This window comes from Streptomyces sp. NPDC057638, from assembly GCF_042800315.1.
GTDB lineage: Bacteria > Actinomycetota > Actinomycetes > Streptomycetales > Streptomycetaceae > Streptomyces.
Map to the genome: position 1 here is coordinate 50,873 of NZ_JBHVHF010000009.1, position 13,302 is coordinate 64,174.

General features: G+C 67.7%; 3 protein-coding genes. 2 read left to right on the plus strand and 1 reads right to left on the minus strand.

Annotation, left to right across the window (positions count from 1 at the left end):
• Positions 1-383 precede the first annotated feature (383 nt).
• A complete protein-coding gene (locus tag ACFVIM_RS02590; RefSeq protein ID WP_384297506.1) occupies positions 384-5,453 on the minus strand; it encodes an FG-GAP-like repeat-containing protein in 5,070 nt (1,689 codons plus the stop codon).
• A gap of 439 nt (positions 5,454-5,892) precedes the next feature.
• Between ACFVIM_RS02590 and ACFVIM_RS02595 the strand changes: the two genes are divergently transcribed.
• On the plus strand, positions 5,893-12,792 hold the full coding sequence (locus tag ACFVIM_RS02595) for a polymorphic toxin-type HINT domain-containing protein (protein ID WP_384297507.1): 6,900 nt from the start codon (positions 5,893-5,895) through the stop codon (positions 12,790-12,792).
• Positions 12,793-12,818: 26 nt separating this feature from the next.
• Positions 12,819-13,283 (plus strand): hypothetical protein, encoded by a 465-nt coding sequence (locus ACFVIM_RS02600; protein ID WP_384297509.1) that lies wholly within the window; start codon positions 12,819-12,821, stop codon positions 13,281-13,283.
• The last annotated feature ends 19 nt before the right edge of the window (positions 13,284-13,302 follow it).

A 13,302-nucleotide genomic window follows, 5' to 3' on the forward strand; every position in this document is an offset into this window, starting at 1 on the left:
GGCTCCTCCCGATGCCAGATGTAAAGGTCCAGGCGGGGATAGAGGACACCAAGCAGACGGCGGAAGGCAGACGGAGTTATGTTGCCGAAGGCGCAGAGGGCTCATCGGTCAACCCGGGTGTTTCACACAACTCGATAGCCTGCGTCGAAAGCTGACTTCTGTGTGGTGCTGCACAGCCTGAGCGTGCTGGGCCGTACAGCCATGTGTCCGCTTCGGGGATGCGGCGAGGCGTGTCCGTGGTCGGCGTGTGTGCTGGGTTGGTGACGTCCGGGTGGGGCTCCGTTCATACGGGAGCATGGGTCCGTAGGTGGGATCTCGCTGGAGTACGGGAGACCTGCGGGGTGTGTCGGGTCCGTTGTGTATGAGGTCGGAGGTGGTGGAGTTCACCAGGTTCCGGGTGGTGAGTTCCAGCTGGGAACGCTGGCGTCGAATCCTCCGTCGGGGCGGCTTCGGAACGTGAAGGCGGTGGTGGATCCGTTGGGGTAGTTGTACATCGTGGCGATGTCGTCTCGGCCGTTGCCGTCGTAGTCGCCGGAGACGGGCTTGGAGTTCGCTGTGTCCCAGTGGTGTGCGGGGACGTTCCAGCTCCTCAAGTCGGGTTCGAAGCCGCCGTCGGGTTTGCTGATGAAGGTGAACAGCGCGGCGCTGCTGTTGCCGTAGTCGTACAGGGCGGCGAGGTCGTCGCGGCCGCCGCCGTTGTAGTCGCCGGAGGTGAGGCGGACGCGGTTCCAGTCCCACATGCCGGGGGCGGCGATCCAGGATTGGGTGCCGTTGGCGAACCCGCCGTCGGGCTGCGCGAGGTAGGTGAAGAGGCCGACGCGGCCGTCGTTGTGGTTGTAAAGGGCGGAGATGTCGTGGCGTCCGTCGCCATTGTAGTCGCCGGTGGCGTACTTGACGCGGTCGGTGTACCAGTAGCCGGCGGGTACGCGGAAGCTGCGGAATTCGATGTCGAAGGTTCCGTCGGGTTTGGCGGGGAAGGTGAAGTATCCGGCGGCGCCGTTGCCGTAGTCGTACGCGGCGGAGATGTCGTCGCGTCCGTCGCCGTTGTGGTCGCCGGCGAGGAGGGTGGTCCGGGACCAGTCCCAGTTGCCGGGTGCGATCTGGCGGCTGCGGGTGCCGTCGTTGAAGGTTCCGTCGGGTTGTGCGAGGAAGGTGAACAGGGCGACGCGGCCGTCGGGGTAGCCGTAGAAGGCGCCGAGGTCGTCGCGTTTGTCGCCGTTGAAGTCGCCGGTGACGTATTTGGCGGCGTTCGCGTCCCACCAGCCGGGGGTGGTGTGCCATGCGCGATAGGGCGCGGCGAAGCTGCCGTCCGGCTGTGCGCGTGAGACCCAGAATCCGGCGGTGTGGTGGCCGTAGTCGTAGACGGTGATCAGATCCGCGCGCCGGTCTGCGTTGACGTCGCCCGAGAGTTCGGTGCGCCGTGCCTGGGTGGAGTCCTGCCAGTTGTGGACGGTGGAGATGCCGGTGGTCTCGTTCCAGCGGATGTAGCCGCCCTCGTAGTCGCCGCGCACCCCGGCCGAGACGGGGTACTCGTCGCTGGTCGGGAAGCCGAGCCGGCCGCCTTCGTATCCCTGGGTCGCGTATTGGCCGAAGTTGGCGCCGCGGACCGGCCAGGCGCCGGTGGTGTGCGAGTGGTAGATCGCGCCGGTGTCGTGGGTGGCGTCTTTGGTGCGGAAGTTGGCGTAGCTGCCGGGTTTGAGGGTGGTCGGGCGGACGTCGGTCGTCGGGAAGCCCATGATGCCGCGGGCCCCGCCCATGGCCTGCCAGCGGCTGTGGATGGGGCCGGTGATGGCGGCGGCGGTGTTGTGGGCGAAGGTGATGGACCCGCCGGCGTGGTCCGCTCCGGCGAAGCGGGTGGTCCAGCCGATGGTGTTGTTGGTGCCGGGGTCCAGGATGACGGTCTCGTCCGATGTGGGGTAGCCGAGGGGTCCGTTCATGGCGCCGGAGGCGAGCCACTTCTCGCGGATGCCGCCGTGCATGAACCACGCGCCGGTGGTGGCCGACCAGTTGATGGCGCCGTTGGTCTGGCCGTCGTTGCGCGAGCCCTGGAAGTCGGCGTAGCGGCCGGTGCCGTCCGCCGTCACCCGGGTCGGTGTGGTGGGCAGGCGCAGGGGTCCGCTGGGTCCGCCGAGTGCCTCGTATTTGGCGAGGATGGGGCCGCAGATGTCGTGCGAGACGCCCGGGTCGGCGGCGGAGCGGAAGGGTTTGCAGACGTTCCAGCCGAGGATGTTGTCGGCGATCAGGCGCGCGGGGCCGAAGCGGTTGTGGTCGGCTCCGGGTTCCTTGCTGTAGAAGACGTAGATGCGTCCGTCGGCGGCCTGGGTCCACAGGTCGCCCTTCCTGTCCCCGTCGAGGTCGCCGTCGGAGTTCAGCCTGGGGTACGTGCTGGCGTCGAGTCCGGACGCGAGGAGTGTGCGGGCGGCCCCGTCCGCGAGGGCGACGAGGTCGACGGAGCCGTCAGCCTTCTTCCTCGACGCGTACTGGTGCAGGCGCCCGTCGCGCTTGTCGCGCGCCCACAGGTCGGGGCGTTCGTCGCCGGTGACGTCGCCGGGTGAGAGGAGTTCGTGGTGCAGCCAGTCGCCCCGGCCCAGGAAGTGGGCCGTGGTGAACTGGCCGGTGGCGGTGGACCCGGTGAACAGCCACAGGCGGCCGGCTGCGGATCCGTCGTCTTCGACGGTGAGCAGGTCGAGCCTGCCGTCGGCGTTGACGTCGCCGGGGGCCAGGATCTGCCTGACCTGCCCCCAGTCGGCGGCGTAGCCGGTGCACCCGCCGGTTCCCGTGGGGTCCTTGCAGAAGAAGGAGTGGGGACGTGAGGCGGAGAGGCGGTTTCCGGCGACGAACCACTGCTCGCCGTTTTGCGGGAGCCCGGGCCGGGGCAGCGCGTTCGCCGGGCCCATGCTGCTGCGATAGAGGTACATCTCGGTGCCGTGGTGGGCGAACAGATCGTCGTAGGTGATCCCGTTGCCGCCACGGTGGGTGGTGAGGACACCGTTCCAGGTGCGGTTGCCGGGCGTGCCGCCGGGCCCTTCGGCTGCGCCGGCGGCGAGTTGCCCGCCGGCGGCGGGGTCGGCGTCGGTTCCGTACATGCGCAAGGCACCGGCAGCATCGGTGGTGAGCAGGTCGACGCGTCCGTCACCGGTGATGTCGCCGAGGGTGGTGGTGGCGTTGGGATTGGCCGGTGCGTAGAACGTGTAGGCCTTCTGCTGGGAGAGGTTTCCGGCCCGGTCCACAGCCTGGACATAGAGCGTGTGGGTGCCCCAGGTCTGGACGAACAGGTCGTCGATGCGCCATCGGCCGTTATGCGGATCCCGGGTGGCGGATGTTCCGCCGCCGACGGGGATGGTGCTGTTGAGCGAGTACTTCACGGTGTCCATGCCGGACTCGCCGTCGGAGGCGTTGACGTAGAAGGTGCCGCGTTCGCCGGCCTTCTTCCCGGTGCTGCCGTCACGCTTCGCCGGGAAGTCGCTGCTGGTGACGTCGATGATGGTGGGGGGTGTGGTGTCGACGCTGAAGGTGCATCCGTCCACCCACGGGGACATGAGCTGGCCGTCGCCGGCGTGGACGCTCCAGCGGTAGGTACGTCCGCCCTGGATGACACCGGCCGGTACGTTCGCCGATGCCTCGTGGTCGTTGGCCCCCCACGAGACCCAGCCGCTGTCCCAGACGAGGGTGTCGCCTCCTGCGGTGCGGTCGCGCAGGTGGAACTGCGCGTTGACGCTGGTGCCCTGGGGGTCTCGGATGCGGGCGAAGAAGCGCACGCCGCCGGCCGTGGGGTTGACCGCGCCGAGGTAGCCGCAGTCCACGTTGTCGATCCCGTTCACCGGCACGGGCGACATCCGCAGGTCGGAAGGGCGGTGCGGCGGCGTGTTGTACTCGACGGTAATAAAGGTCTCGGACGGGATCTTCGAGAAGCGTTTGAAGGCGTTGCGGTCGCTCTCGTTGCCGTAGAGACCGAAGGTCAGGATGCGTTGGGACGGGTCCTGCGCGACCTGGGACCTGATGTCGAAATCGACCAGCCTGTTGCCGCACTTGGACTTGACGCTGGAGCTGGGAACCTGGACGGTCGACCAGCGGCCCCAATCGCTCGGCTGGTTGCTCCAGGTGGTGTTCGCCGTGAGATTGTCACTGACACGGTGCAGGTGAACGGGGAAGGTGCTCGTGTTGGCGCAGGAGAATGACGAGGAGTCGACCTGGGTCGCGTAGAACGTGGCGGCTCTGATCTGCACGTCGCCAGTCAGGCCCAGGGGGACGTTGTAGAAGGTGCGCTCTTTGCCCTTCTTCGGCTCCCAGCCCTGGTAGCCGACGCCGGGCGCATAGGTGTCCATGCTTCGACCGGAGGTGTTCGGGTACGCCTCCCATACCCAGTTCCACATGCCCGCCGTGTTCCTCACCGATGCCCAGCTCGGGTCGATGTAGACCGGGAACTGGGTGTCCGGCGCGGCCAGGAGGGCGGTGTCTGCCCGCAGGGTCAGCGAGCCGGCGGCCACTCCGGCGTCCAGGTTCGCGGTCTTCGCGTGAACACCGGGGCCCTTCGAGGAGGAGAGCAGGTCGGACGCGGGAATGTCCGCGGGCGGATCCGGCACAGTGTTCGCCACACTGGTTGCGCCGGTTGCGTCGGTGCCCTGCCGGGGAGCGGCCGCACTCCCGCCCCCTCGCGCGGGCGGCGGGGTCGCCGGTGTGATGCGGGAGTCCCACATGCGGGGGGTGGGCGCGGCGAAAAGTACGGTGCCCTCGGGGGTCTTGGCGGACAGCGCACCGGTGGCGGCATCCTCAGTCAGGGCGACTCCGTCGAGCGCGGTGCCGAGTTCGACAGTGGCCAGCTTGGGGTTCTGCGCGGCCTGGGCGTTCTTGACGACCAGGGTGTGGGAGAAGCCGCCCTGTTCGGTCACGGTGACCTTGAGGTCGACATCGGGCAGCACGTTCGGGTAGAGCGCTCCGGCTCCCTCCAGGACAGGAGCGGGCAGGGGTGTCGGCCAGCTGAACGACAGCGTGCGGCCCTGGTTGGTCATGGACGCCAGAAGGTGGCCGCCCCCTCCGCCCAGAGCCAGATCCCCGGTGGTACTCGCCGGCCGGATCCTGCCATCCGCGGACGGCCGCAGGGTCGGGTCGAGGTCGACCCAGGTACCCGTCTTCTTCGTCCGCGACGGTTCGATGGTGCGCTTGAGCGTCAGACTGCCGTCCGGCTGGGCGGTGACGGTGTCCGTCTCGGTGGTGGACTCCGGTACGGGGACGGGCCGTCCGGTGCTCTGGGCCCGCTGCGCCGCACTCTGCTCCGCTTCGGCCTTCGCCCCGGAGACGGATCCGGTCGGCTTCGTGTCACGCGCCGGTGCGGCCGCGCTGTCAGCACGGGCGGGCGCGGACAGGACACCACAGGCGAGCGAGAGACCGACAAGCCCGCAGACCGCCGCCGACAGGCGAGAGCGCAGGCGCCGGTAGGGAGGTAATTCCCTCATGAACTGCTCCTTGTACTGCCGGGGTCCTGTCGACGCACGGTGTGCACAAGCGGACGGAATCTAGTGGCCGGCAAGGGCGTCGAGCAACGATTCTTTCACATGACGCATATCACACAGATAGGCTCGATCTGCTGGCGGGTGTCCGGACGCGATCGACCCGGTGTGGATGTGCCGCAGTTCCGGTCGCGCCGAGTGATGCCTGTCCGGCGTCCACTTCTGGAATGACCCGGTGGTTGAGATGTTGTCCCTATCACCGGCTGATGGAGCCGCCATTGTGGGTGCTGCCTCCGGCACGTAACGTGCGCCCCGCTAGTCCGATCTCGCGCCTGCTCTGGGGTGCGATCGACTCGGTGGGGGTTGAGTCATGCGCGGCTGGTCGTGGAGGAATCTCCGCAATTCCCGGCACAGCCGGGCTCGGCCCGTCGTGATGGTGGGCACTTTGCTCGCATTACTGGCGAGCGTCGGACCGGCCCCGGCAGAGATCCAGGACTGGATCGTGCCGAAGGACGCCCGGGAGAGATGGTCGCCACGCGCGCTGCCCGGGACGGCGTCCGTCGACGGTTCCAACGCCCCCGCCGTCAGCGCCGAACCCCTGGCCGGCGACGGCCGACGTACCTGGAAGCCCGCCAGGGCCCGCTGGCCCGAGGCCATCGAGGCGGAAACCGCCCCGGCACCGATGACCAGCACCGCGCGCCGTCCCCGCGGTGGCGCGCCGATACCCGCCGCGCCGTCGGACGGACGGGTTCCCGGCAGCCCCGTGTGGATCACGACCACCACAGGAACACCCGCCGTCCCCCTCGCCACCCGCAACTCCAACGGCCCCGCGAACCCCACCGCACCATCGAAGGTGAAGGTCGCGGTCGCGGACCGCGAGACCACCGCCCGCGCCGGCGTCGACGGCGTACTCCTCACAGTCCGCCGCACCGACGGCAGCTCTGACCCGGGCCGAGTCACCGTCAGCCTGGACTACACCGGATTCCGCGACGCCTTCGGCGCCGACTGGTCCACACGATTACGCCTGTTCACCCTGCCCGCCTGCGCGCTGACGACCCCGGCCCTCGCCGAGTGCCGCACACGCACCCCGGTCAGCGGCGGCCGGAACGAGCGGACGACGGCACGGGTCGTGGCCGACGTCACCCTGCCCGCGGCCGGTGCGGCCGCGAACGCGATGACGGTTGTGGCCGCCACCGCGGCCGCTTCGGGTCCGTCCGGCGACTACAAGGCCACCTCACTGGCCCCCTCCGGATCCTGGACGGCCGGTGGCAGCTCGGGCTCCATGTCCTGGTCCTACCCGGTCGGCGTCCCGGCGGCCCTCGGCGGTACCGCGCCGACCGTGAACCTGTCCTACAGTTCGAGCGCCGTCGACGGCCGGGGGACCTCGACCAACAACCAGGCATCCTGGATCGGTGAGGGCTGGGAGTACTCGCCCGGCTTCGTCGAGCGCTCCTACCAGGCATGCTCGCGAGACGGGCAGGACAAGTCCGGCGAGAAATGCTGGTCGAACCAGAACACGCTGACACTCTCCCTCAACGGCCAGTCCTCCGCTCTGGTCCAGGACGATGTCAGCAAGGCATGGCGCCTCCAGAACGATGACGCGTCACGCATCGAACTGCTGACCGGCGCGAGCAACGGTGACAACAACGGCGAGTACTGGAAGCTGACCACCGGCGACGGCGTGCAGTACTTCTTCGGCGCCAGCCACCTGCCCGGCAGCGGCAACACCGGCGCGCGGTCGAACGCGGCCTGGACCATGCCCGTGTACGGGAACAACGCGGGCGAGCAGTGCCACCAGGCGTCCGGGTTCGACGCCTCCTGGTGCCAGCAGACGTGGCGCTGGAACCTCGACCATGTGATCGACCCGCGCGCCGGCCTGGTCACGTACACCTACAGCGCCGAGACCAGCCACTACACGCGCGGCGCCGTCCTGGTCGGTTCGGGCACTGTGACGCCTTACACCCGCGGCGGCACCCTCACGGGGATCACCTACGGGTCGAAGACCACCGACACCACCCAGCCCACCGCCCGGATCGTCTTCGACTCCGCCGAACGATGCCTCACGAAGGACGGCTTCGACTGCGATCCGGCGAAGATGACCAAACCCAACGCCGCGAAGTGGCCCGACGTGCCCGTCGACAAGGTGTGCGCGGCGACTGGAACGTGTCCTGAGCACGCGCCCACCTTCTGGTCCACCCGCCGCCTCACCAAGATCACCACGCAGGTCCTGGCCGGCTCCGGCTACCAGACGGTGGACGAGTACGCCCTGGAGCAGGACTATCCCGACCCGCTGGACGGTTCGTCCCCGGCCCTGTGGCTGAGCAAGATCACCCGTACCGGGCAGGACGGCACCAAGCGGATCACGATGCCCTCGGTGGACTTCACCGGCGCGTTCATGCACAACCGCGTCGATGCCGGCGGGGACCTCGCGCCGCCGATGAACCGGCGCCGGATCACCGGGATCACCAACGAGACCGGCGGACAGACGACGTTCCGCTACAACGACCCCGAGTGCACTCCCACCACGCTGCCCGCGCCGGACACCAACACCAAGGCGTGCTACCCGGTCTGGTGGAACTACAACGAGAATGCCGAACCCGTCCTGCACTGGTTCCACAAGTACACCGTCGCCGAGGTCACCGAGATCGACCCCACCACCAGGGCCCCCGACCGCTCCACCCGCTACCAGTACCTCGGCGGCACCGCATGGCACCGCGACGACTCCGAACTGACCGAGGACAAGGAAGCCAGCAAACCCAAGACCAAGGACCGCCGCACCTGGAACGACTACCGCGGCTACGCGGAGGTGATCACGCGCTCGGGCGTCGCCCCCGACCGGATCACCCAGTCGAAGACCTTCTACCTGCGCGGCATGGACGGCGACGTCAAGAAGGACGGGACGAAGCGGTCGGTGACGGTCACCGACTCCACCGGCGCCCAGATCACCGACGCCAACCCACTGGCGGGCTCCACCTACGAGACCTGGACCTACACCGGCGACGGCGGCACCGTCAGCGCCTCCACACTGACCCGGCCCTGGCTGTCCGCAGTCACCGCGAAACACACCCGCGCCCGCGGACTGCCCGACCTGACCGCCCGCATGACCCGCAGCGACCAGACCCGCAGCCGCAGCCTGCTCGCGGACGGCACGACATGGCGCGAGACGAGCAAGACCACCACCTTCGAGCCAGCCTACGGCCTGCCGACGAGCGTACTGGACAAGGCCGACGGCCTTCCCCAGTACTGCACCACAACGGCCTACGCCCACAACACCAGCGCCTGGATCATCGGCAAGCCCACCGAGATCGTCTCGGTCATCGGCGACTGCGCCACCGCCGCCACCAAGGACAGCGCGTACGCGCTGTCCCGCACGCACTACGACAACCGGCCCTGGGGACAGGTCGGAGCCGTAGGCGACGCCACGACCACGCAGGCCGTCACCTCGTACAAGCCGGACGGAACCCCCGACTGGAACACCACAGCGAAGACCGAGTACGACGCCTACGGCCGTACCGTCAAAGCCACGGATGCCGAGAACCTCACCACCACCACGGCCTACCACCCCGCCACAGGCTCGCTGCCGGCCAAGGTCACCACCACCAACCCCGCCGGCTGGACCAGCACCGCGGAACACGCCGGTTCACGCAACCTGCTCGTCAAGACGACGGACGCCAACGGCCTGGTGACCGAACAGGAACACGACGCCCTGGGCCGCTCCCTCGCCGTATGGCAGCCCGGCCACCCCAAGGCCACCCACAATCCCGACCTGCGGTTCTCCTACGCGGTCAACAAGACCACATCCTCCGTCGTCACCACCGAGACCCTGCGCATCGACAACTCCTACGCGATCGCGCACAGCATCCTGGGCGGGTTCCTCCAGGAACGGCAGACCCAGAGCACGACGGCCAACGACACCAACGGGCGGCTGGTCGCGGACACGTTCTACGACAGCCTCGGCCGGGTCCTGAAGACCAATGAGCCGTACTTCAACGACGCCTCCGGCCCCACCAGCACAATCTTCATCGCCGACGACAACAAAGTCCCGGCGCAGAACGCCATCGTCTACGACGGCCAGGGCCGCACGACCGTCGAGGCATTCTCCTCCCTCGCCCAAGCCCAATGGCAGACGCGCACCGAGTACCGCGGCGCCGACCAGGTCAGCGTCACCCCGCCGCCCGGCGGCACCGCCACCACCTCCGTCGTCGACGCCCGCGGCAAGCCGCGCGAACTGCGCCAGTACGCCGGCGCGACACCCACCGGCACCGACTTCACCAAGATCTCCTACACCTACGGACCGCGCGAGGAACTCCAGCGCGCCACCGACACCGCGGGCAACACCTGGACCTACCGCTACGACTTCCTCGGCCGCAAGATCCACACCGACGACCCCGACAAAGGGACTTCGGACACCGAATACGACCTCGTCGGCCGCGTCAAGAAGACCACCGACGCGCGTGACCAGCAACTCCACTTCACCTACGACACGCTCGGCCGCAAGACCGGCTTGTACAAGGATTCCGTCACCAACGCCAACCTGCTGAGCAAGTGGACCTACGACCGCTTCGCCAAAGGCCAGGCCGACGGCTCCACCCGCTACATCGGCGGCAGCACAGGCGCCGCCTACACCTCCGAGATCACTGGCTTCGCCCCGGACTCCTACCGCCCGGCGGGCACCCGCACAACCATCCCCGCCGCCGAGGGCGCACTCGCCGGGACCTACGAGACACGCACCCTGTACGAAGCACGCACCGGGAAACCGACCAACACGATCCTGCCCGCCCACGGAGGACTGCCCGAGGAGAACCTCACCTACGCCTACAAAACCAGCGGACAGATCGGATCCACCGGCGGCGCGAACGCCTACCTGAACTGGGCCGACTACGACGCCTTCGGCCGCAACACCCGCGCCACCCTGGGCGACACCCCCCGCCAGGCCGCGTTCTCCAGCCGCTACGACCCCGGCACCGGACGGCTGCTCAACACATACTGGGACAAGCAGACCGCGACCGTCGCGAGCGTCGACGCCACCTCCTACACCTACCGCCCCATCGGTGACGTCTCCTCCATCTCCACCGTCCGCGACGGCAGCGCCACCGACACCCAGTGCTTCACCTACGACGGCCAACGCCGCCTCAAGCAAGCCTGGACCGACAACGGCGGCACCAGCACCCTGCCCGCTCCCTCCGTCCCCGGCGTCGGCGGCTGCGTCAGCGCGGCACCCAATCCCGCCACCGTCGGCACAACCGATCCCTACTGGCAGTCCTTCGAGTACGACATCGTCGGCAACCGCACCAAACTCGTCGAGCACGACCCCGCCGACGACCCTACGAAGAACGTCACCACCACCTACGACTACACCAAGGGCGCACAAACCCAGTCGCACACGCTCACGTCGGTCACCACGCAGATCGGCACCCGCCAGTCCACGACCACCGGCTACACATACGACGCCAACGGCAACACCAGGACCCGCCCCGGCAGCGACGGCAACCTGCAGACCCTGACCTGGAACGCCGAGGACAAACTCGCCCAGGTCACCTCCGCCGGCGCCAACCACGAGTACCTGTACGACACCGAAGGCAACCGCATCATCCGCCGCGAGGGCACCAAGACCACGCTCTACCTCGGCACCGACGAACTCACCGCCGACACCACCGGCGGACCCGTCACCGGAACCCGCTACTACCCCACGGCCGGAGGCGTCACCATCGTCCGCTCCGGCGGCAAGCTCACCTACCTGGCCAACGACCACCACGGCACCGGCAGCACCACCCTCGACGCCACCACCCTCACCACCACCCGCCGCCAGTCCAAGCCCTTCGGCGAACCCCGCGGCCCCCAGCCCACCCAGGCCAACGCCCAATGGCCCGACGACAAGGGCTTCCTCGGCAAACCCATGGACGCCACCGGCCTGACCCACGTCAGCGCCCGCGAATACGACCCCACCCTGGGCCGCTTCATCAGCGTCGACCCGATCATGGACCTCACCGACGCCCAGCAGATGCACGGATACACCTACGCACACAACACACCCGTCACCAACAGCGACCCCACCGGCCTCTGGGACGGCAACGCCTGCATCATCCGCGAATGCCGCGAAGCCGCGGAAGCAAACGCCAGAGGCTCCGGCGGCAAGTGCTTCAACACCGAATGCCCCGGCGTGATCCCCGTACCGGCGCCGAAGAAACCCCCAGTGGCGCCCGTCCCCCCTGGCGGCGGAACCAACACCGGCAGAGGAACCGGATGCCCCCTCGTGCGCCTCGACTGCGGTGGGCCTCCGAAAGGCACACCCATCATGCAGGCACCCATCCCTGGGATGAAGTACGTCAAGGAGAAGAAGGATCGATCCTTCTGGAAGCCCATCGCCGACTTCATCGGCATCACCGATCCGGTGGACTGTGCCAACTCCCTGTCACCCGCCTCCGACACGAACTACGGCGCCTGCGGCATGACCCTCCTCACCCTCGCGACAGGTGGGGCCGGCAAGATCGGAACGAAAGCAGGGAAGGAAGCTCTCGAACAAGCCCAGAAGCAAGCCCGCAAACACCTCGACGACGCGGCCCGCAAATGCAGAACACACAGCTTCCCACCCGACACCCGCGTCCTGATGACAGACGGTTCGACCAAGGCCATCAAGGACATCCGCCCCGGCGACACCGTCCTCGCCACCGACCCCGAGACCGGCCAAAGCAAACCCCGCACCATCGTGGCATCCATCACCACCGAAGACGACAAGGAATTCGCCGAACTCACCGTCAGAACCGGCGACGGCGAAGCGTCCATCATCGCCACCACCAACCACCCCTTCTGGGTTCCCGACCTCCGCAAATGGACCGACGCCGGCGACCTCAAGCCCGGCAACTGGCTCCAGACCTCAGCCGGCACCTGGGTCCAGGTCACCAACACCCGCCTGCACACCCGCCAGCAGCGCACCAACGATCTCACTGTCGACACCGACCACACGTACTATGTGCTGGCAGGGGCTACACCGGTACTCGTTCACAATTCGAACGGCCTGTGTGGAACCGCAGCGCTGGAAAATGGTGACTGGCAGCACATCGTGGATCGGCACCGGCCTGGCGGTGCGAAGGTCGACGATAAGGCTGGAATCCTCACAGGCAAGGCCAAGCACGTGCGCGGGCGAATCGCGGAGACCATCAATCGAGGGACTCCAAGGCCGAACACACCGGACCCTGATACCGGGAGGCCCCGCGCCGGGCAGATATATGAATGGGACTTCGGTGTTCCTGTCGGCAGGGCTGGTCCGGCGAATGGCGGTGGGGAGTTGACAAGCGTCCGCGTCATCGTTAACGACGGTAAAGTCGTGACGGCGTTCCCGTTCTAGACGAGTAGCGAAAAGCTGAGGAATCCGTGATTCACTTTTCTTTTGAGCCCCCGGGGTCTGGGTCGCCTTGGCGCGATACCTGGGGCAAGGCGTGCCAGGTCAGCCCGGCAGCCATCAGTGAGATTGACCTTTGCTACAAGTACTTCGGGGTACGTGTAGAGCTGGTGGTCGATGGGGTTGAGGTCATATCTGGGCAGGGCTACCTGACGCTTGTGGATCTGGCCTTGTCTCTTCGTCATGCGTTGAATCGCCTTTCTTCGGGTGAAGACTCGGCGATCGGCTTCACAGAGAACGATGAGGTCATTCGACTTCGACGCGAGGGGGATCGCGTCGTGATGACGTCATCGAAGCATGACTGGCGAGTCTCTGTCGATCGCGAAGAGCTCGCGGGCGCATTCGTTGAATTCCTGCGCGAGGCGCATTCTCGCCTGACCGGGTTCGTTCCTGAACTGGCGGATAATCCAGTGATTCGGGTATTCTCTCAGGAATAGGGGATACCACCCCTGTGGG